Source organism: Nocardia sp. NPDC050408 (genome assembly GCF_044458905.1).
Taxonomy (GTDB): domain Bacteria; phylum Actinomycetota; class Actinomycetes; order Mycobacteriales; family Mycobacteriaceae; genus Nocardia.
Genome location: NZ_JBITIL010000001.1, coordinates 705,587 through 724,564, shown reverse-complemented (window position 1 = coordinate 724,564; position 18,978 = coordinate 705,587). Strand labels below are relative to the sequence as shown.

Genomic DNA, 18,978 nt, shown 5'->3' with positions numbered 1-18,978 from the left:
GGCGCCACCTGACGTCGCGCCGAAACAGGGTCCGGCTGAGTCGTACTCGCCGGGCCCTGTTTCAGGTGGGTCGGCGGCCACCGCCCCAGCGTCGCCCACCCCGTCAGCGAATTTCGGATTACGACCCGCTGCTCGCTCCCCGCACCGAACCGAACGTCTGCTTGAAGTCGGGGCACTCGACCAGCGGTTGGTGGGCGCAGGTGGCGGCGTGACGGAGGCTGTCGCGCATGCGAGCGAGTCGAGCGATGTCCTCGTCCAACTGCTGAGCCTTCTTCGCCATATGGCGGCGCAGTTCGGCATCCGCGGGCGTGGCCACGAGGAATCGCGCGATCTGCGCGAGCGTGAAACCCGCTGCGCGAGCACAGGATACGAGCGCCAGGCGGTCGATCACCTCGGGCCGGTAGGTGCGCCGCAGACCGTTGCGTCCGTCGGATTCGATGAGCCCACGCTTCTCGTAGTAGCGCAGCGCAGACGGCGCCAATCCGGACCGCGCGGCCACTTCCGCAATATCGAGCATCATCACTCCTTGACTTGAAGCATGCTTCAAGTCAGACGATAGGCTAATGAGCGAAACAAGAGAAGAGCTGCACCCCCAAGTTCAGGGTTATCTGGACCGTCTCGCCCGTGCCGATTTCGGCTCGGTGCACACGTTCACCGCGGAGCAGGCACGCGAAGGATGGCGCCGACAGATCGCTCTACTCGGCGAACCGGAACCCGTCGCGAATGTCGAGAACCGAACCGTCCCGGGCATAGGCGAGCTCCGTATCTACACCCCGGATGGGGAAGGCGCCTTCCCCGCATTGGTGTTCTTCCATGGCGGCGGCTTCATGCTCGGCGATCTGGACACCCATGACGGACTGTGCCGCAGTCTGGCCAACGGTGCGGAATGTGTCGTCGTCTCGGTCGACTATCCCCTGGCTCCCGAACACAAGTTTCCGGCAGCACCCAACGCTTGCTACAGCGCGACACAATGGGTCGCCGAGCATGCGGCGAGCATCGGTGTCGACGCCACTCGCATTGCCGTTGGCGGCGACAGCGCAGGCGGCAATCTGGCGGCGGTCGTCGCGCACATGGCACGCGACAACGGCGGTCCGGCGCTGACCTTCCAACTGCTGATCTATCCCGATCTCGATTTCCGCAGAACGAATTTCAGCATCACGGAGTTCGCGGGCAAGTACGGCAATATCAGCCGCGACGCCCAGCACTGGTTCATGGACGGTTACCTGAACAATGCCGAGGAGAAACTCGACCCGCGGGTTTCCCCACTGCTTGCCCCCGACCTGGCCGGGCTACCTACGGCACTGATTGTCACGGCCGAATACGACGCACTGCGCGACGAGGGCGAAGAGTACGGCCAGCGCCTCGAGCAGGCAGGGGTTCCGGTTACGGTCGCCCGCTATCCCGGGATGATCCACGAATTCGTCCGGCATCCCTTCGACGACAGCAAACGTGCCCGGCTCGACGCGGCGACGGCACTGCGGAAGGCATTCGCTCGGTAGCCAATTGCCTCAGGTGTCGTTCGAGGATGCTCGGGAAACGACAATGGGCATTCGCCAGGACAGTCGGAGCGGATTGTCGGAAGCGCGACGCACCAGCAGCCATTGGGCGACGGCCGCCATGGTCGAACCGAGCGAGGTCACCACGGCGAGAAATCCCCAGTGGGTGAGACCGGCGGATGCGTAGTTGGAGGTACCGGTGCCCGGGACGACGAGTTTGCCTCTACCGGTGGCCCAGTTCAGTATCTGTCCGATATGGCCGCCCAGGTCATAGGTGCGACCGGTCATCGCCTTGAGTTCGGCGCCTTTGCCATTGAGATAGATCAGGCAGAAGACGACGAAAAGTGCGGCACATGCCAGCGAAAAGGTCGTCAGGCGGGCAAGGAATTCGGTGCGAAGACGGATGTTCAGCACGATGGCGCAGAGCGCGATGATGATGGCGGCGCTGGCGAGAATGGCCCAGAGGCCGGTGACCGACGGGGTTTTGGGCTTCGCTTGCGACCAGACGTTCAGGTAGTTCGTGGTTATTTCGAGCCGACCGAAGGCATTGGCGGCGACCTTGCCGTCGGGCCCCTGTGCGGTAATCCACGACTGGAACAGCAGGATGAGTGTGGCCGTACTGCCGACCGCGGCCAGTATGTGGCCCCAATAACATCGGAGCGGTCCCAGCCGCGCCCGGAGCTCCGCCAGCTCCGCGGCGCGGCCTTGTGTCTGTCTCGCCCTCGCCGGAGCGGTCCCGTGTCGAGATGTGATAGCTCGGGAGGAGTTCGGCTGCTCCATGAGCTCAGCTTAAGTGGCGAAGAACACGCGAACTCACCTCCAGTGGGAACCTCGATCGGTGGGAACAGATCTGGTAGAGGAAGCCGCGCAACTGGGCGCCGGAGCCGTCCTGGTCTTTGTCTTCGACCGCAAATATGGCGTCTCCGGCGCCCAACCACCCGAGGTCTTCGCCCAAGCACTGGACCAAGCCGGGGCCGATCGAGAACCGGTCATTCAGACCATCAGCGGCACCGACGTCTGCGGGCCGGACGGACGCGAGTTACCCGAGCGAAATTGACCTGCGGCACAGTCCTTATTCGGTTTCATCAGTCGACTTCGCAGTGGGACCGAGCCGCACCACACCGGCGTCGAGATCAATCTCGACGCGCGGACGGTGCACCTGCCCATCGCTGTCCTCGCTGCCTTCATCGGCCAGCTTCTGCCCGGGGAACAGTTCGCCCATAACGCCCATAGTTCGACGATAGCCCTATCAGGTTTGCGCCATATTTCCGAAGTGAGCCCGTCCGCCGGATTACGCGGTTCGCAAGTTCGGCTATGCGCCAGCCATCTAATGTGCGCAGCAGATTCGCTGCGATGACGCCGCCTGCGGTCAAGACAGATTCGAGCATGCTCAGGTGGATGTAGCACCCGAAAGTCGCTGTCACGCTTGAAAAGTCGTCGATAGGCGCGGATCGACCGGCAGCTCACGAATCCGACGCAGCTCCTCGAGCACCAGATTGACGGCGGCACGTGGCGGCGCACCGCGGCGAATCACTGCGGTGATCGTGCGGGTGACGGGATTGGCGAGTTCCCGGGTCGCGACGCGATAGCGTTGATCGACCGCCAAGCCGGGGAGCATGGCGATCGAAAGTCCGGCTTCGACGTGCTGCAGCGTCATCATGTAGTTGCTGAACCGGCAAACCACCCGCGGTTCGAATCCGGATTCGCGGCACAGCCGGGTGGCCAGATTCGCCATATACGACTTCGGCATATCGAATGCCCACGGCTCGTCGGCGTAGGCGGCGAGATCGGCGGGCCCGCGGGCGGCGCGCTCCGGTGGCAGGACGAGCACGATCGGATCGGTGGCCAACGGCACGATATCCACATCCGAGCCGAGCGGATGTTCGACGAAATCGGTTGTGGTGATGATGATGTCGGCGTCGCCGACGCGCAGCGCGGGCATGCTCTCGTGCGGTTCCAGTTCGACCAGTTCGACATCGAGATGCGGATGCGTCTGCGCGAGGCGCGTCACCGCGGGCACGCACAGCGAATGGATGGCGCTCTGGAATGCGCCGAGTCGGACCGACCCGACCGGTTCCTCGCCGAGGCTGCGCAACTCCGCCTCGACGCCGTCCATCTGATCGAGGATGGTCCTTGCGCGGCGGGCCAGCATCAGCCCGGCGGGGGTGAGCCGGACTCGGCGACCGGTGCGTTCGAGCAGCTGGGTGCGGGTTTCGGCCTCCAGCACCGCGAGCTGCTGGGACACGCTGGACGCGCTGAGGTGAGCCGCCTGTGCGACCGCACGGACGGTGCCGAGCGAGTCGAGTTGGCTGAGCAGACGCAGTCGCCAAGGGTTCAACATGGATCCATTGTTGTGCGGCCGAGCCGAACAGCACAGCCGGAAATGTGAGCTGGACCCGATGCTCGGACGGCCCTTACCGTCGGAATATGGCCGCCCCCACCTCCGCAGCACTGTCCACCGACGACTTCTGGGCCGATGCCGATCGGCACCTCGTCCGCTATGCGGGCGCTGGCGAATTCACCCGCGAAATCATCACTCGCGCCGCGGGCAGCTTCCTATACACCGAAAGTGGCAGGGAGATACTGGATTTCACTTCCGGGCAGATGAGTGCGATTCTCGGACACGCACACCCGGATATCGTCGCCACGGTCCGACGCCAGGTCGGTGAGCTCGACCATCTGTTCAGCGGCATGCTGAGTCGCCCGGTCGTCGACCTCGCCCGGCGACTGGCCGAGACCTTGCCCGAACCGCTGGCGAAGGTTCTGCTGCTGACCACCGGTGCGGAGTCGAATGAGGCCGCTATCCGAATGGCCAAGCTGGTCACGGGAAAGCACGAGATCGTGTCGTTCGCGCGCTCTTGGCACGGTATGACGCAAGCGGCGGCGAGTGCCACCTATAGTGCGGGACGCAAGGGCTACGGCCCTGCGGCACCGGGGAATTTCGCCATCCCCGTGCCGCATTCGTATCGTCCCGATTTCACCACGGTCGCCGGCGAACTCGACTGGCGGCGGCAACTCGACTTCGCGTTCGATCTGATCGATGCGCAGTCGGTCGGGAGCCTCGCGGCCTGCCTGGTCGAGCCGATTCTCAGTTCCGGTGGCGTCGTCGAACCGCCACCCGGTTACTTCGCCGCGCTGCGGGACAAGTGTCGCGAGCGTGGCATGCTGCTGATCCTGGACGAGGCGCAAACCGGTCTGTGCCGCACCGGCTCCTGGTACGCATTCGAGCGCGACGGCGTCGTCCCGGACATCCTGACGCTGTCGAAGACGCTGGGCGCGGGACTGCCGCTCGCGGCCGTGATCACCAGTGCCGAAATCGAGCAGCGGGCACATCATCGCGGGTTTCTGTTCTTCACCACCCACGTCTCGGATCCGCTGGTCGCGGCGGTCGGCAATACCGTGCTGGATGTCCTCGTTCGCGACGGTCTCGACGAGCGTGCCGCGGAACTGGGCATGTTTCTCCGTCGCGGCCTGGAGCGAATCGGCCAGCGGCACAGCGTAGTCGGCGATATCAGAGGCCGCGGTCTGCTCGTCGGGTTGGAACTCGTCCTCGACCGCGAAACCAAGCAGGGCTCAGACGAACTCGGCGCATTCGTCACGCGCCGCTGCCTGGAACTCGGCTTGCACATGAATATCGTGCAGCTCCCAGGAATGGGCGGCGTCTTCCGCATCGCCCCGCCGCTGACCACCAGCGAAGACGAACTGGCCCTCGGCCTTTCCATCCTCGACCAAGCCATCGGCGACGCCGTCACCGACGGCTAGAGATCAATTTCCGTTGATACCGGTGGTGAGCCGAACCACGACCTTGTCATCGGTGACGTCCTGCACCGTGGCGCTGAGCCCATTGGCGGGTTGGGTCTGCCCAACCGGAATATCGACCTGCTGACCGCCAACCTTCAACGTGACGGTATTGCCTTTCACCGCAACGAGTTCTGCCTCGACCCCGAGCACACTCGCCTTGGCATTCACCCCACGCTTGAACGTGACCGTACAACCACTGACCTGACACTCGGACTTATACCCGGCCCCTTCGGACGAGCAAGCCGCCCCGGCAAGCGGTATAAGCAGGGCGAACGCGGACAATGCGAGCATCCGTGGCACAGACATGCGGGCCAGTGTAGGTGCCGATCGCCCCCCGTCGCGTCCTGAGTGCCCGCCAAACCGTGCCCCGGCATCCGGGCGCAGCTGCGTCCCGAACGCCACCCGGGCTTCGTCGTCGCCCGCACAGTTGGGCCGCCTGGCCGAGCGTTCGCCAGACAGTAGCTATGCTGGACATACACGTTTGCTGATCGAAATTCCGATGCACCGCTGCCGTAGCAACTCTCGCCGCCTCGGCATCAACAGGGATTAATACCGAATGGTATTCGGTCACCGAATATCGAAAAGTGATGATTCTGCACCATATCCAGCTCGCATGATATTTGCATACCGAAAGGTATTGATACCGAAGGGTATTCTTACCCGCGCACCCGGCGGAAATGCGTCACCCGTCCAAAAATCTGAAGAATTCGCCTTCCATCCTCCGTCCGCACTGTGTAGCGTCTGGACCGCTGGAATCCCCGAAATGATAGGCCGGGCGCGGTGATCGGTATCGACGACTGCTTGAAACGCATCATGGACATTCCCGGTGCGCGCAGTGTGACGATGGTTGACAGCGCGAGCGGTCTGGCGATCGCCGCGGCAGGACGGCACGACCTCGTCGATCAACACGAGGACGCCGCCACCACCACCGATGTGGTCCGCACGGTGCTCGGATGTCCGGCGCTGGCGACCGATCGCGACGACGACCTCACCGAGATCATCGTCTGCGGCACCCGCGGCTATCACCTGTTGAATCTGGTGAACGGCGACTTCGACGGTCGCCTTTTCGTACACGTGCTGTTCGACGAGGACACCGGAAATCTGGCCATCGCGAGATTTCGACTCCGCGCAATCCTCGGCGAATTGGTCGAGGACGCCGATGGTCGTTGACGTCGCGGCCGAACTGCGGCGATTGGAAAAGCAAAGATGCACCGGAGTGTTGTGCGCGGGCGATGGCGCATTTCACCTCGCGGACGGCGCGATAACCGCGGCCGACTGCCTGCGCACCACCGATCTGGAACGGCTCGCGACCGCGGCGGGTGTGGCGACCGCGGCGGAATGGCAACTGGCCGCAGCCGGCGGTCCGGGCGGTGTACCGATCCTGCCGCGACTGGAAACCCTGGCGTTGCTGTCGGTCTTCGACGCCGCCTACTTTCTGCTGGCCACGCCGGTCGTTCCCGAATTCCGATCGGCGCCGCCGCACTGGTTGGCCCCGGTCTGCCACATTCCGCCGCAGGTGCTGCTGCACGAATGCGCCCGGCGGGGTGATCCGGACGTCGAACCATGGCCCGCGGAACTGGTCGACCGCGCTCCCGTCGTGCCGGTGCGCCGCGTCCGGCGCAGACGGGTCACGCTCAGCGGCGGCCAGACCGAGGTACTCGCCGCCGCCGACAGCAGGCGCAGCGTCACCGGCATCGCCCGCGACCTCGGCCGAACCAGCTATGGCGCGCTGGTCGCGGTGCGGGAGCTGACCGCGGCGGGGCTGATCGAGCCGCCCGATCTGGGCACCGAGCCGCGGCAATTCCTCCCGCGCCGGGTGCGCCAGGCCCAGGTCGCTGCACCGCAGAGCTGGGAGCCGGTCGATCGCGATGTGCTCGTCCGCCTCCGCGCGGCGTTGGAGGAGCTTGCGTGACCGCGCGGAAGAAACTGCTCGGCGAGTTGATGGGAAGGTGGACGAAGGTGGCGATGTCCGGACCCGAACCGAATGCGGCGGTGCTGGCGGAGCTGAAGGCGCTACACGATCGTCTGCCTCATCTGATCGGCACGCTCGTCGCCTCCAGCGACGGACTGCTCGTCGCACACGATCTACCTCCCGATATCGAGCCGACCCGGATGGCCGCGCTGGCCTCGGCCCATCTGTCGCTGTCGTATCAGCTGGCCGCCACCGTGCACGGCGGAGGGTTCCACGAGGTCGTGGTGCACGGCAGCGGCGGGCACGTGGTGATCTACGCGGCGGGCTGGTCCTCGCTGATGGTGCTCGCCGGACCCGATGTGAATGTCGGCCGCCTGCACCTGGAATCGCGCCCGGTAGCCCGCGGCATCGCCGATCACCTGAGCGCCACCGACTCTGGAAAAGACCGGACCTGGAAAACCGATCGAAAGGAACCGATATGACGAATATGGATCTGGCGCTGAAGGACATGATGGGGATAGACGGCGCGATCGGCGCCGCCGTCGTCGATTACGGCAGCGGCATGGCCCTCGGCATGCTCGGCAGTTCCAAGGCCCTGGATCTGCAGGTCGCCGCGGCGGGCAATACCGAGGTGGTGCGCGCCAAGCTGCGGACCATCGAACAGCTCCAGATCAAAGAGGATATCGAGGATGTTCTCATCACGCTGACCGGTCAGTACCACATCATCCGCCCGATGACCGGCCGCAAGTCCAAGGGCCTGTTCCTCTACATCGCCCTGGACCGCGGCCGAGCGAATCTCGCGCTGGCTCGGCACCGCCTCAAGTCCATCGAAGCGGACCTCGAGGTGTGACCCTGCGGTGCAACACCTTTCGCAGCCGAGCGGTGTGGACCTCGACCGCACCGCCCGGCGTCGAGGTGACACCGAATCCGGATGCCGGATCGCTGGCACAAGAAATTTCAGACAAACTGCCTTTTGAGCTCTCGTTTGAGCACCTTGTGACTGGGCCCGAGCGGAAGTTCCGTGACGAACTCGACCCGCCGCGGATACTTGTGCTTGGCCAAATGCGCACGCCCGTAAGCGATCACATCTTCGGCGGTCACCGCAGCCGCAGGCACGACGACTGCGCAAACCTCCTCGCCATAGGTCTCATCCGGCACTCCGATGACGGCGACCGCCGCGATGTCCGGGTGCCGAAGTAGCGCCTCTTCGACCTCGGTCGGGTACACATTGAACCCGCCGCGGATGATCATGTCCTTGATCCGGTCGACGATCGTCAGATAGCCATCGGCATCCTTGATACCCAGATCACCGGTGCGGAACCAGCCGTCGACCACCGCCGCGGCCGTGACCTCCGGCTTCCCGAGGTACCCGTTGAACACATTGTGGCCGCGGATGACCACCTCTCCGAGTTCACCGGCGGGCAGCAGTGCAATCCGCTTCGTTTCGGACGGATCCGCGATCTCCACATCCACACCCCACACCGAATGTCCGACCGTCCCCGGTTTCACACCGAAGTCCGGCTGGTTCACCGCCGCGGTCGGCGATGTCTCCGATAGCCCGTAGCCTTCCAGGATCCGCGCACCGAAGACGTCCTCGAAGGCCTCCAGCACCGACGAAGGCAGCGATGCGCCACCGGAGATGCACAACCGCAGTAGCGGTGGATCCGACAAGTCACGGGCGGCACCGATCAGACCGACATACATGGTCGGTACGCCGTGAAAAGTGTTGACGCCCTCGGCTTTCATCAGACCGATCGCCTCGGCCGCCACGAAGCGTGGCAAAAGCACCAGGGTGGCGCCGGCCCGCCAGGTCGCATTCATCGAGACGGTCTGACCGAATACATGGAACAGCGGCAGCGCGCCGAGCGCCACATCATCGCTGCGAACATCATTGGCGTCGAAGGCATTCACCGTCGCGTTCAGCACCATATTCAGGTGACTGAGCTCGGCCCCCTTCGGCCGGCCGGTGGTTCCGCTGGTGTAGAACACCACGGCCGGATCCTCGGGTCGTCGCGTGATGTAGTTCGCGATAGGTTGTGCATCAAGGGAATTCGGCTCGACCAGCGGCACTTCCGCAGCTGTCGCGGCCGCTCGACCGACCTCCGCGAACCAGGGATGACACACCAGTAGGCGGGCATCGCTGTCGCGCAGCACATGCTCGGCCTCCCCCGCGGTCAACAGCAGATGCACCGGGACCACCACCGCCCCCGCGGCGATAATCGCATAGTAGGCGGCCGGAAACTCGGCGGTGTTCGGGCACATCAGCGCCACCCGGTCACCCGGCCGCACACCGAACTCGATCAACGCGGCGGCCTGGCTCCGCGCCCGGTGCCAAAGCTCGGCGAACGTGATCCGCCGCGCGCCCTCTATGAGTGCGATCCGATCGGGTCGCCGTCTCGCCTGTTCGGCCAGGACGCTCGCCAAGGACAGTGTCGCGTTCATGCCGCCTGCCCGGTGAATCTTGTCATCGCTCTCCAAAACTAGCAGCGCAAGTTTTCGGTCAACCGTACGGGATGAAAACTAGCGACGCAAGTTTTATGCGCTGCTGCAAGAATGCGAGCGCCGAGAGGAGGCGATAGATGGCCAGACCGCGCCGACCGCTGCTCACCCACGAGCGCATCATCGAGACCGCATTGGCCCTTGTCGACACGGATGGGCTGACGGCGGTTTCCACCCGCCGCCTCGCCGCCGAACTCGGCGTGCAGGGACCATCGCTGTACAACCACGTCGGCACCAAGGACGAAATCATCGATGCGGTGGTCGATTCCGTGCTCGGCGAGGTGGATACCTCGATGTTCGGCGAACTTTCGGCCGATAATCCGGACTGGCGATCGGCGCTGCGCCGCTGGGCCCATTCCTATCGGAGCGCGGTCGCCGCACATCCCAATATCGTCCCGGCACTGGCGAGCGGCCCCGGCCTCCGGCCCAATGCATTACGGATCGCCGATGCCGTATTCGGCGGTTTGGTCGCGGCGAATTGGCCGCGCCGGGAGGCCACGACCGTGGGCACGCTCATGCGCTATTTCCTCACCGGTTCTTCGCTCGGTTCCTTCGCCGCGGGCTTTCCCGCCGACGCCGAGGTCTATGCCGAGGAGTATCCGCACCTGAACGAGGCGCATCTGCTCGCCGAGCGGCAGTTGCGAATCGATCGGGACGCATTCGAGGTCGGTCTCGAATCGCTGCTGGATGGGCTCGAGGGTCGGTACCGGTTGCTGGTGCGCAGCGGATAGCTCGATCCCGATGCGCTGGTAGGCATCCCGAGGCGTCTGTCTATCGGGTCACAACCGGCGCGATCGTCGAGGCCCTACCGACGCAGCGCCGTGGGCGATATTTGGGCCGCGAAAACGCCTACGAGAGAGCAAGTTTCATCGAATTCGTCTGCACCGGCGACACTCGGATCACAGCTGTTTCACAAGCTTCGTGTGCATGGGGTCACGTTGCCCGACAGACCGCGGAGTCCTAACGTAACTTCCTGTTAACAGACGATGTCGTCTGTACCAATTCCTATTATTCGTCCCAGGAGGACATGCCCCGCAGCGTCCGCTTCCTCGAATCCGGAAGTGGCACAGCAGGTGTGGTTAGAAATGGCACACACAACGCCTTGGCAAGAAAAAGATGTTCAGCTCGGTCGCCCCGAGAACGATGACGATCTCATCGGCGAGGTGACCGCACAACGTTTCGACCTACGATCCGACTGGGGCTATCTATGTGCCCCGGGTCTGAGTCTGCTCACCTTCCTACTGTTGTTCCAGCCCTGGATTTCGGCAACCGGGCCGAACGGCACCGTCAGCTCAAATGCCTTCGGCCGAATCGACGGATTCACCACCGGCTCATTCCAATCCGTGGTGAGCATCAGCAGCACCTGGGCCGTCCTCACCACCCTGGCGGTCGCCGGTACGGTCGTTTCGACAGTCATGTATTTCCGGGTCCGCAACCGGCTGCTTTCCTACCTGGTGCTCGGCTGCAGCAGTGCGGCCGCCCTTTTCGTGCTCGCCGCCTTGGCCTACCTCAACGGCAAGGTGCCGGAGCTGCGCGAAATCACCGAATCCGCGAACCGCACCGGAATTTTCAGCTGGCTCTTCGGTGATAATTCGGCAACGGACTTCGGCGGTGAGCACCGAATTGCCAGCGCTGGTCTCGATTTCGCCGCGACGCTCGGCGCCATAACCGCGTGTGCTGCCGCATTGGCCGCCGGTGCCATGAGCCTGCGCAAACAAGGCTTCACAGTTCGCCTGATCTCGGCTCCCCAGCCGAATATCGCCGCAGCGGAAAATCCGTCGGAGCCGTCCGACCAGAAGACGTCGGAAGCCAATATATTCCTCTGGGAACAACTGGCTTTCGACGATGACCTGGCCGTCTACGACCCCCAGGTGCGCCGCCGAATGGTCCGTCGAACCAGGACAGCCGCCCGCCGCCCACCGGCCCGCGAAACGGCACTGACCAGGTAACGCCCACGCGCGCAACGAGAGCAGCAGACACAAGAGGGCCGGGCGGCCAATAGGCGCCCGGCCCGCTTGCATTGTGTTCGATTATCTCCGATGCGCGACCTATCACGGGAACGGCGAGAAGAAGCCGATCGCCGCACCTATGGCTGCGCCGATCGCGCATCCGAAGATGGCGCCGACCAGGAAGAACCAGATTCCGATCGCAACGCCGACCAAGCAACCGATGGTTGCGCCGACTGTGATCGAAATCGGTCCCCAGGCCTGGTGCACGCCGGGCATATTCTGGGAGTTGACAGCCTCAGTTGTCGGTCCGCCGACCGGCGTGAGGGTCAATTGCGTGCTGGTGCTGTCCAGCGACGGTGTCACTGCGAGGCTTTGTCCGGCCTCGGTACGCAGTGTCGTCGGGATGCTGCCGACTACCGCGCCATTGTCCGCGAGGACCGTGATGGCATCGGGTGCGACGATGAATCTGCCGGAGGCCAGGCTCACCAGCGCGCTGGTGTGGTCGGCTGCGAGGGTCGTTGTGTAGGCGATCGGGCCATCCGCAGCGTTGAGGCTGACATCGGTCAGCATCCCCTCGCCATGTGCGGTGGCGGTGGCTATGCTGGTCGCCGCGACGGCCATAAAGGCGGTCGCTATCAATTTCTTGACGAACATTGGACTTCCAATCATTTCCGATTTCCATGACGTTCCCCGACAAACGGCACCGGATAGCTATAATGATGCTCCGCCGATTTGATTGATGTCGATAACTTGTTTCCGGGATCGGAGTCGGTTTTCACCCCCTAGGGATATGCGAATCCAGTTCCCTTCGAATACATGTCGAGGGGTCGATTCCATTTCTCGGCCGAGTGCCGGTCGAACTATGCAAGGGCCGACGAAACGCCGGAAAATCGATCGCCGATCGGCGCGAAAGTCAGGTACCGCACTACTCGATACTTCCGTGCTCGATGAGCCCACACTCATTGGGTGTCCACCGGTAAGAACATCGTCATCTGTCTCGACGGAACAGGCAATCAGGTCCGCGCCAGCGGTTGCACGAATGTGGTCCGCCTGTTCGAGATGCTGGACCTGAGCGATGCCACGAAACAAATCGCGTACTACGACCCGGGCGTTGGTACGTTCAGCGCTCAGGGCGCTTGGACGCCACCGGCCCGGTGGGTGTCCCGAGTGCTGGGGCTGGCGGTCGGCAGCGGACTGCGTTCCAATCTCGCCGAGGCCTACTCCTATCTAATAGCGCACTGGCAGCCGGCCGACCGAGTGTTCATATTCGGTTTCAGCCGCGGCGCGTATACGGCGCGAGCGCTGGCCGGACTACTACATGAGCCGGGCCTCTTGCGTCCGGGCAGTGAGAATCTCGTGCAGTACGTCGTCAGCGCCTACACCCGCAAGACCACGAACTGGCCGGAACTTCGCCGATACGCCCGCACCTTCTGCTCGAAGTCCACCGACGGCAGTTTCTCGATTCCTATCGAATTCCTCGGCGTATGGGACACGGTCAAGGCGGCCGGACTGCTGCGCTGGGAACTCAAATGGCCTTTCACCCGGCAGGTGCCCAATGTGGTGAAGGCGCACCATGCCGTTTCGATCGATGAGAAGCGTCGTCCATATGAGGAATATCTGGTCACCCCGAAGGGAAACCGGCCGATTCTCACCGAGGCCTGGTTCGCCGGTGTCCACTCCGACGTCGGCGGCACCTTCGAGGACGATCCGAAGCTGGCCGAAATCGCGCTCAAGTGGATCACCGACGGTGCGCTCGAGGCCGGATTGCTGCTGCGCGCCGGGGCGTACCTGGATACCTGCGCGATAAGCCCCGCACATGCGAACGGCAGCGTGCACCGGATGGGCTGGATCTGGGCCCTGCTCACCTACCACCGACGCAAGGTTCCCGCGGGTGCTCGGGTGCACGCGAGCGTGCGGTCACGGTGCGAGAGCGACACGACGTATGGAAAACGAATCCCCCGAGATGTCAGGTGGGAGGACGAACAATGGACGAAACTGCGAATTTAGCGGAGTACGCGAACGGAATCTGTCCGCCTGCTCGACGCAGGCTGCGTACCTTCGCATTCGACCCGATGTCCACGCGTCTGTCCGGCCAGTTCCTCACCCTCGATATTCCGTTCGAACACATCCGGGGGCCGGGCCCCGACGGCGCACTCGTGCAGGTGGTCGACTTCGACGCCAGCCGTAACGCGTGGTACGAGCCGGTCGACCTCAACGATCCATACATATTGGCGCAGGACGGACTTCGTCCGACCGAAAGTGACCCCCGTGCGCACCAACAGGTCGTCTACGCGGTCGCGATGAGTGTGATCGAGCGGTTCGAACGGTTCATGGGACGTCGATTCCGGTGGCACCGCGACCAGATCCTGCGTCTGGTCCCGCACGCCTTCGAGGGGCGCAACGCCTATTTCGATCCGCGCCGCCGCGCCTTGCTATTCGGCTACTACCAAGCCGATGCCGATAATCCGGGTGCGAATCTGCCCGGACAGGTCATCTTCACCTGCCTGTCGAGCGACATCATCGCGCATGAGGTGACGCATGCGATCGTGCATCGAATCCGGCGGCTGTACAACGAAGGGACCAACCGCGATGTCTTCGCCTGGCACGAGGCCGTCGCCGACTTGATCGCGCTGTTCCAGCATTTCGCCCACCGCGACGTGGTCCTCAACGCAATCGCGACCACGTCGGGAGAACTCGAGAAGAGCGCCGGACTGCTGGATTTGGCGAGGGAGTTCGGTGAATCCACCGGACGCGGCGCGGCATTGCGTTCGGCGATAGAGGACCGCAGTCGCACGCCCGAACGATTTCGCGCGGCACAGGAGCCACACGAACGCGGTGCGTGTTTCGTCGCAGCGGTATTCGACGCGTACTTGGACGCCTACCAGAACTCGATCGCGGACCTGCTGCGGATCGCCAGTGGCGGCACCGGAGTTCTACCGCCGGGTCGTCTGCACCCTGATCTGGTATCTCGGATCGCGGACGAGGCGGTCAAGACCGCGGATCGAATGCTCGGGATGGTTGTGCGGAGTTTCGACTACCTCCCGGTACTGGACGTCAATTTCGGCGATGTCGTCCGGGCGATCGTCACCGCGGATCGCGGACTCTATCCGGAGGACCGGCAACACCTGCGCAGCACCCTCGTGGAGGCGCTGCGGCGGCGCGGCATCTGGCCGATAAGTGTCACCTCACTGACCGATGAAGCGCTGGTCTGGCAGCGGCCGGACACCCGGTTGAACCTCGGCGACGGCGATCACCAGGTGGATTTGTCCCGGGTCATCCTGTCCGCATCGAAGGACCTGGACCCGATCGGCATTCCGGGCGAATTGCGTACCCCCGCCGTACCCGACGGCAACGGCACCTCCGGTCGGGACGACTCCTCGACCAGGCGTTCGGTTTTCGAGCAGGTCGCCCAAGAGCTCATCGGCTGGGCCGACTCGAATGCCGCCCGAATCGGGCTGGATCCGAACTTCAAGATCAGCTGCGAAGGCATCCACGTCTCGTACCGAATGGCGGGTGACCGGTTGCCGCGTCCCGAATTGGCCATTCAGCTGCTGCAGCGTCGCGCAGATCTCGAGGATGCGGGCCAAGGCAAGCAACAACCGGTGATCCGCGCCGCAACCGCGCTCGTCGTCAGCGCCGACGGGAGTGTGGACTACGTGATCGCCAAGCCGCTGCCGTTCAGCGACGAATCGTCGGCGGCTGACGACACTGCCATCGCGTTCCACCGAGCGGGCAAGCTGCGGCTGGCCGCGATGCGGGAATGGTTCGACCGACTGGAAGCCGACGACGCACTGAGCGCATGGACCGCCGAGCACGCGATCCACCGCCTCGACTTCGCTGCTATCCACGCGCAAACAGATCAGTAGGTGCGACATGTCAACGCCGACAACCATTGCCATCCGGATGTACAACGTCGGATTCGGCGACGCCTTCACCGTGACCGTGCGGCGCAACAATGAAACCTGGCGCATGCTGGTCGACTGCGGCGTGCACAGCCAGGGCCAGGCGCGCCCGATACGTGACTCCGTGCGGGCCATCATCGCCGACCTCACCGCGGCCGATCCGCACCATCGACCGCATCTCGACATTGTGGTCGCCACCCATCACCACGCCGATCACATCACCGGATTCGCCTGCCGGGAGTGGGAGCAGGTGAGCGTGGACGAGGTGTGGGTGCCATTCGTCGAGGATCCCGATGACGAAGACGCGCGACGAATCCGCAGCGGTCAGGTCGAGGCCGCGAACGGTCTGCTCGCGCTCATCGAACAGCGCGGCAACGGGCATCGCATGTCGACCTCCGTCGAACAGGCGCAGGCCTTCGCGGTGAACTCGCAGGGCAATGCCGCCGCGACCGATCGTCTCCTCGGCCGCAATTTCAGCGGATTCGCCGCACCTCACCGGGTGCGGTACCTGCCGAGCAAGAACGAATCCGAGAATACGATCGCCGTGGATCGCGTCGGGCTGCTCGCGCATATCCTCGGACCGCCGCGCGATGCCCGATTCCTGAAGCGCATGGATCCGCCCGCGAAGCAATCGTGGCCCCTGGTACGCGCGGGCGCGTCCGCGGCGACCGACGGCGGGCCGACACCGCTGTTCAACCGGCGCTATATCGCGCGGACTCCCTTGCCGAGCCGCCTGCTTCAAGCGAAGGCGGCGCTGGAGCTGGACGAACTCGTCGACGATGACGATCGACTGCTGCGCGCCGCCTCGGTTCTGGAGAACGCGGTGAACAACACCAGCGTCTTCTTCGTGCTGGATATCGCCGGAACCAGGCTGCTTTTCCCGGGCGACGCACAGCAGGGCGCATGGGAGCACGTCCTGTCCGATCCACGCAATGTCGATCTCGTTTCCCGCCTGGCCTTCTACAAGGTCGGACATCACGGTTCGCACAATGCCACGCCCCGGCGTTTCGTCGAAAATGATTGGCAGACAGACGGTTACGCGATGATTCCATTCGGACTCGTCAAGCGATGGGCGAAGACCATTCCGAAGAAATCGCTGGTCGATTCGCTGGTGAGTCACGAGCACACCGTCATACGAGCCGACGAGTCCCCCGATGTCGTCCCCGGCAAAATCGCCGTCAATGGTGACCTGTGGAGCGAAGTGACACTCACAGCCTGAGCCAGCGTCCATCGGGCGCATTGGTTCTCCCCGACGCGGCTGCACCACCTAGTGCCCGGCTCGAGGCGGCTGAAGACGCCGAGCCGGGCCCTTCAAACCAGCGAAATCGGATCAGAAGACGAACTGGCTGCCGTAGGCCGTGGTCTGCGTAATCCCCACCGGGGTACCCACCGAGGCGGTTATGAAAGGGACGGCCGATACCGGTGAGGCACACTGGCCGACGTTCAACGCGGCGTTGTTGAAGATGAAGTGGTACGGGAACACAGTCTTGTCGTCCAGGTTGGCCGTCACTGTCGTGACGGTGGTGATCTGGCCCGGCGCCAAAGTGGCTTCCAGTACCTCTGCCAGGCCCAGGGTCCCGCCGACAGTCGGTCCGAGGCTCGCGCTGGGCGGGGAGGCGCTCGGGGTTGTCGTTTCGATGCTCGGGATTGTCGTTTCGATACTCGGGGTTGTCGTTTCGATACTCGGGGATGTGGTTTCGATACTCGGCGAGGTGGCTGCGGCGCTCTGGGACGTGGTGGCGGCGCTCTGGGACGTGGCGGCGGCGCTCTGGGACGCGGCGGCGGCGCTTCGGGACGCGGCGGCGGCGCTTCGGGACGCGGTGCTGGCACTCGGTGTTGGCACCTGCGTGGGCGTCACACTCGGCGTTGTGGACACCTGCGTGGGCGTCGCACTAGGCGTTGTAGGCACCGGCGTGGGCGTCGCAATCGGCCTCGGCACCGGCGTGGGCGTCACACTCGGCGTTGTGGGCACCGGCGCGAACGTCGCAATCGGCAGGCGGGCGGCAACGTTCGCCGGGCTGAACTCGGGGGAAATACTGGCCAACAACCCCTGATTGGGATCGATTCCGACGGTGAAGCCGTTATCCACACTGATCGCGCAGCCGAGGACGAACCCTGCGACGGCCTGCCCGGACGTCACCGCAGCGCCCTCCACGCTCAGCGAGTAGTCGCCGGACAACTGCGCGGCATGCGCGAATGTCATGAGGTAGGTCGGAGTCCGGTCGCCGGGTGGGTCCACTCTGACGTTGTCCACCGATGCTGTCAGGTGAATTCCGGCGCCGGATATGTCCGCACTGGGCGGCGGTTGCGCTCGGCTCGGCTCGGTGCCACCGGGCCACAGCACCACGACAGCCAGGACGGTCGCGACCACGCTGGTCGCGATAACGACGGATGGAGGTCGCATAGTTGGTCCTGTTTCGAATCGGATGTACACCAACGGCGGCGAAATCGCTTGCACAGACTCAAATAGCTAACGACTGGCAATCGTAGCGGTGCGCTGGCCCGCTGCGTTCAGTTGGCCGGGCGTGTCGCGCACCGGTTACAGCGAGCCACGGATTTGCTACAGGATTCGACAATTCGCCCCGGCGCTGCTGTGCGGGCCGCTTAAGCTAACTGCGCCGCAGCATGCGACAAACACTCGAGGTCGACAATCACCAATAGATAGACGTCCAGGAGGTACGGAATGCCGGAAGCCGGTCGTAGGCGTGGATCACGTCCAATATTGATTGCGAGCATGTTGCCACTGGCGGTTCTTTTCGGAACCGGAGTAGCCAACGCATCCCCGGACGTCACCGCGCAAGCACCTGTCACGCCACCGACGACAGCGGACTGGCTATCGCTGAGGCAGCACGAGCAGGGGCAAAGTCCTTTCCCGTTGCCGGCCCAACTCGATCTACTCGGCCGGTCGCCGGTCGACATCGCACCGTTGGTCGACACGCGCCGTGGCGATCGAGCTGTCGGCCGAGTGAATCCGCTCGCCGCCGACAGTTGGACCCGGGTCGAGGCGGTGGACGCGCCGGGCTCGCCGCCCGCCGTGGATCAGGAGCCGATCCAGGCGCTCTGCGAGCACGTCCCCGTAGATCCCCGCAGATGCACCATCACCGCTGTCGACGCGGCCGTCGGTGCGGGAATCGGCGCAGGCATCGCTGCTGGAGTTTCCGCGCCCGTCGCGATATCCGCCGGAATGGTCGGCGCGGCCGCCGGGTTCGTCGCCGGTATCCCCTTCATGCCGACCGGCTTGGTTGTCGGCCCGCTCCTCGGCGCAGCCGTCGGCGTCGCCGTCGTAGCCGGACCCGCGGCCCTGCTCGGTGGGGTGCTCGGGGCGTCGGTCGGGGCGATAGTGGGCATCACCACGCCCCTCCCGCTAGCGGACGGCTCAACCGATGGATCCGGCGCCCCCACCACCTCGCCGAGATAAA

21 protein-coding genes are annotated in these 18,978 nt (G+C 64.3%); 13 read left to right on the top strand and 8 right to left on the bottom strand.

Annotated features, from left to right (window positions below; genetic code table 11):
* Positions 1-118 precede the first annotated feature (118 nt).
* Positions 119-517, bottom strand: a complete 399-nt coding sequence (locus ACIBJI_RS03105) for a MerR family transcriptional regulator (RefSeq protein ID WP_397082827.1) — start codon at positions 515-517, stop codon at positions 119-121.
* Between the two features lie 46 nt (positions 518-563).
* Between ACIBJI_RS03105 and ACIBJI_RS03100 the strand changes: the two genes are divergently transcribed.
* Complete coding sequence (locus tag ACIBJI_RS03100) at positions 564-1,499, top strand: alpha/beta hydrolase (RefSeq protein ID WP_397082825.1); 936 nt, start codon at positions 564-566, stop codon at positions 1,497-1,499.
* A 9-nt stretch (positions 1,500-1,508) separates the two neighbouring features.
* Here the strand turns inward: ACIBJI_RS03100 and ACIBJI_RS03095 are convergent, their stop codons facing one another.
* A complete protein-coding gene (locus ACIBJI_RS03095) occupies positions 1,509-2,276 on the bottom strand; it encodes a hypothetical protein (RefSeq protein ID WP_364341237.1) in 768 nt (255 codons plus the stop codon).
* Between the two features lie 58 nt (positions 2,277-2,334).
* Here ACIBJI_RS03095 and ACIBJI_RS03090 point away from each other — a divergent pair, with 58 nt between their 5' ends.
* Positions 2,335-2,553 carry a hypothetical protein gene (locus ACIBJI_RS03090; protein WP_364341235.1) on the top strand — a complete coding sequence of 73 codons (219 nt, stop codon included), beginning with the start codon at positions 2,335-2,337 and terminating at the stop codon, positions 2,551-2,553.
* Positions 2,554-2,568: 15 nt separating this feature from the next.
* Here ACIBJI_RS03090 and ACIBJI_RS03085 read toward each other — a convergent pair whose 3' ends face one another.
* Both ACIBJI_RS03085 and ACIBJI_RS03080 read right to left on the bottom strand, forming a co-directional pair.
* Entirely contained in the window at positions 2,569-2,718 is a 150-nt protein-coding gene (locus tag ACIBJI_RS03085) for a hypothetical protein (protein WP_364341233.1), read from the bottom strand.
* 198 nt (positions 2,719-2,916) lie between these two features.
* Positions 2,917-3,837, bottom strand: a complete 921-nt coding sequence (locus ACIBJI_RS03080; protein ID WP_364341231.1) for a LysR substrate-binding domain-containing protein — start codon at positions 3,835-3,837, stop codon at positions 2,917-2,919.
* Between the two features lie 86 nt (positions 3,838-3,923).
* Here ACIBJI_RS03080 and ACIBJI_RS03075 point away from each other — a divergent pair, with 86 nt between their 5' ends.
* Positions 3,924-5,258, top strand: a complete 1,335-nt coding sequence (locus ACIBJI_RS03075; RefSeq protein WP_364341229.1) for an aspartate aminotransferase family protein — start codon at positions 3,924-3,926, stop codon at positions 5,256-5,258.
* A 3-nt stretch (positions 5,259-5,261) separates the two neighbouring features.
* On the opposite strand, the gene ACIBJI_RS03070 is transcribed toward ACIBJI_RS03075, so the two are convergent.
* A complete protein-coding gene (locus ACIBJI_RS03070) occupies positions 5,262-5,603 on the bottom strand; it encodes a hypothetical protein (protein ID WP_364341227.1) in 342 nt (113 codons plus the stop codon).
* A gap of 495 nt (positions 5,604-6,098) precedes the next feature.
* On the opposite strand from ACIBJI_RS03070, the gene ACIBJI_RS03065 reads away from it, so the two are divergent.
* The 4 genes from ACIBJI_RS03065 to ACIBJI_RS03050 are packed head-to-tail and all read left to right on the top strand — an operon-like array spanning position 6,099 to position 8,059.
* Positions 6,099-6,467, top strand: a complete 369-nt coding sequence (locus ACIBJI_RS03065; RefSeq protein ID WP_364341225.1) for a hypothetical protein — start codon at positions 6,099-6,101, stop codon at positions 6,465-6,467.
* Positions 6,457-7,209: a hypothetical protein gene (locus ACIBJI_RS03060; RefSeq protein ID WP_364341223.1), complete on the top strand. Its 753-nt coding sequence runs from the start codon at positions 6,457-6,459 to the stop codon at positions 7,207-7,209. The genes ACIBJI_RS03065 and ACIBJI_RS03060 overlap by 11 nt, the downstream gene beginning before the upstream one ends.
* Positions 7,206-7,691 carry a roadblock/LC7 domain-containing protein gene (locus ACIBJI_RS03055; RefSeq protein WP_364341221.1) on the top strand — a complete coding sequence of 162 codons (486 nt, stop codon included), beginning with the start codon at positions 7,206-7,208 and terminating at the stop codon, positions 7,689-7,691. Before ACIBJI_RS03060 ends, ACIBJI_RS03055 begins: the two co-directional genes overlap by 4 nt.
* The gene (locus ACIBJI_RS03050; RefSeq protein ID WP_397082823.1) at positions 7,688-8,059 is read left to right on the top strand and encodes a hypothetical protein; all 372 of its coding nucleotides are present in this window, start codon (positions 7,688-7,690) and stop codon (positions 8,057-8,059) included. The genes ACIBJI_RS03055 and ACIBJI_RS03050 overlap by 4 nt, the downstream gene beginning before the upstream one ends.
* Positions 8,060-8,166: 107 nt before the next feature.
* Here the strand turns inward: ACIBJI_RS03050 and ACIBJI_RS03045 are convergent, their stop codons facing one another.
* A complete protein-coding gene (locus ACIBJI_RS03045) occupies positions 8,167-9,651 on the bottom strand; it encodes a long-chain fatty acid--CoA ligase (RefSeq protein ID WP_397082821.1) in 1,485 nt (494 codons plus the stop codon).
* Between the two features lie 137 nt (positions 9,652-9,788).
* Between ACIBJI_RS03045 and ACIBJI_RS03040 the strand changes: the two genes are divergently transcribed.
* Positions 9,789-10,439 (top strand): TetR/AcrR family transcriptional regulator C-terminal domain-containing protein, encoded by a 651-nt coding sequence (locus ACIBJI_RS03040; RefSeq protein ID WP_364341215.1) that lies wholly within the window; start codon positions 9,789-9,791, stop codon positions 10,437-10,439.
* Between the two features lie 354 nt (positions 10,440-10,793).
* The gene (locus tag ACIBJI_RS03035; protein ID WP_364341213.1) at positions 10,794-11,657 is read left to right on the top strand and encodes a hypothetical protein; all 864 of its coding nucleotides are present in this window, start codon (positions 10,794-10,796) and stop codon (positions 11,655-11,657) included.
* Positions 11,658-11,759: 102 nt separating this feature from the next.
* On the opposite strand, the gene ACIBJI_RS03030 is transcribed toward ACIBJI_RS03035, so the two are convergent.
* Entirely contained in the window at positions 11,760-12,326 is a 567-nt protein-coding gene (locus ACIBJI_RS03030; RefSeq protein ID WP_364341211.1) for a hypothetical protein, read from the bottom strand.
* A 297-nt stretch (positions 12,327-12,623) separates the two neighbouring features.
* Between ACIBJI_RS03030 and ACIBJI_RS03025 the strand changes: the two genes are divergently transcribed.
* From ACIBJI_RS03025 to ACIBJI_RS03015, 3 genes are all read left to right on the top strand, one after another.
* A complete protein-coding gene (locus tag ACIBJI_RS03025; protein WP_364341209.1) occupies positions 12,624-13,664 on the top strand; it encodes a DUF2235 domain-containing protein in 1,041 nt (346 codons plus the stop codon).
* Positions 13,665-13,729: 65 nt separating this feature from the next.
* Positions 13,730-15,523, top strand: a complete 1,794-nt coding sequence (locus ACIBJI_RS03020) for a hypothetical protein (RefSeq protein WP_396957262.1) — start codon at positions 13,730-13,732, stop codon at positions 15,521-15,523.
* A gap of 7 nt (positions 15,524-15,530) precedes the next feature.
* Positions 15,531-16,778: a hypothetical protein gene (locus ACIBJI_RS03015; protein WP_396957263.1), complete on the top strand. Its 1,248-nt coding sequence runs from the start codon at positions 15,531-15,533 to the stop codon at positions 16,776-16,778.
* A 111-nt stretch (positions 16,779-16,889) separates the two neighbouring features.
* Here ACIBJI_RS03015 and ACIBJI_RS03010 read toward each other — a convergent pair whose 3' ends face one another.
* A complete protein-coding gene (locus ACIBJI_RS03010; protein WP_396957264.1) occupies positions 16,890-17,963 on the bottom strand; it encodes an MspA family porin in 1,074 nt (357 codons plus the stop codon).
* A gap of 330 nt (positions 17,964-18,293) precedes the next feature.
* On the opposite strand from ACIBJI_RS03010, the gene ACIBJI_RS03005 reads away from it, so the two are divergent.
* Positions 18,294-18,977 carry a hypothetical protein gene (locus ACIBJI_RS03005; RefSeq protein ID WP_364341201.1) on the top strand — a complete coding sequence of 228 codons (684 nt, stop codon included), beginning with the start codon at positions 18,294-18,296 and terminating at the stop codon, positions 18,975-18,977.
* The last annotated feature ends 1 nt before the right edge of the window (position 18,978 follow it).

What these genes read in the sequence shown, in the direction of transcription:
- ACIBJI_RS03050 (WP_397082823.1), top strand. Translation starts at nt 7,688, where the DNA reads ATGACGAATATGGATCTGGCGCTGAAGGACATGATGGGGATAGACGGC.
- ACIBJI_RS03010 (WP_396957264.1), bottom strand. Translation starts at nt 17,963, where the DNA reads ATGCGACCTCCATCCGTCGTTATCGCGACCAGCGTGGTCGCGACCGTC.
- ACIBJI_RS03060 (WP_364341223.1), top strand. Translation starts at nt 6,457, where the DNA reads ATGGTCGTTGACGTCGCGGCCGAACTGCGGCGATTGGAAAAGCAAAGA.
- ACIBJI_RS03040 (WP_364341215.1), top strand. Translation starts at nt 9,789, where the DNA reads ATGGCCAGACCGCGCCGACCGCTGCTCACCCACGAGCGCATCATCGAG.
- ACIBJI_RS03070 (WP_364341227.1), bottom strand. Translation starts at nt 5,603, where the DNA reads ATGTCTGTGCCACGGATGCTCGCATTGTCCGCGTTCGCCCTGCTTATA.
- ACIBJI_RS03085 (WP_364341233.1), bottom strand. Translation starts at nt 2,718, where the DNA reads ATGGGCGAACTGTTCCCCGGGCAGAAGCTGGCCGATGAAGGCAGCGAG.
- ACIBJI_RS03080 (WP_364341231.1), bottom strand. Translation starts at nt 3,837, where the DNA reads ATGTTGAACCCTTGGCGACTGCGTCTGCTCAGCCAACTCGACTCGCTC.
- ACIBJI_RS03035 (WP_364341213.1), top strand. Translation starts at nt 10,794, where the DNA reads ATGGCACACACAACGCCTTGGCAAGAAAAAGATGTTCAGCTCGGTCGC.
- ACIBJI_RS03100 (WP_397082825.1), top strand. Translation starts at nt 564, where the DNA reads ATGAGCGAAACAAGAGAAGAGCTGCACCCCCAAGTTCAGGGTTATCTG.
- ACIBJI_RS03075 (WP_364341229.1), top strand. Translation starts at nt 3,924, where the DNA reads ATGGCCGCCCCCACCTCCGCAGCACTGTCCACCGACGACTTCTGGGCC.
- ACIBJI_RS03095 (WP_364341237.1), bottom strand. Translation starts at nt 2,276, where the DNA reads ATGGAGCAGCCGAACTCCTCCCGAGCTATCACATCTCGACACGGGACC.
- ACIBJI_RS03105 (WP_397082827.1), bottom strand. Translation starts at nt 517, where the DNA reads ATGCTCGATATTGCGGAAGTGGCCGCGCGGTCCGGATTGGCGCCGTCT.
- ACIBJI_RS03030 (WP_364341211.1), bottom strand. Translation starts at nt 12,326, where the DNA reads ATGATTGGAAGTCCAATGTTCGTCAAGAAATTGATAGCGACCGCCTTT.
- ACIBJI_RS03005 (WP_364341201.1), top strand. Translation starts at nt 18,294, where the DNA reads ATGTTGCCACTGGCGGTTCTTTTCGGAACCGGAGTAGCCAACGCATCC.
- ACIBJI_RS03045 (WP_397082821.1), bottom strand. Translation starts at nt 9,651, where the DNA reads ATGAACGCGACACTGTCCTTGGCGAGCGTCCTGGCCGAACAGGCGAGA.
- ACIBJI_RS03020 (WP_396957262.1), top strand. Translation starts at nt 13,730, where the DNA reads ATGTCCACGCGTCTGTCCGGCCAGTTCCTCACCCTCGATATTCCGTTC.
- ACIBJI_RS03015 (WP_396957263.1), top strand. Translation starts at nt 15,531, where the DNA reads ATGTCAACGCCGACAACCATTGCCATCCGGATGTACAACGTCGGATTC.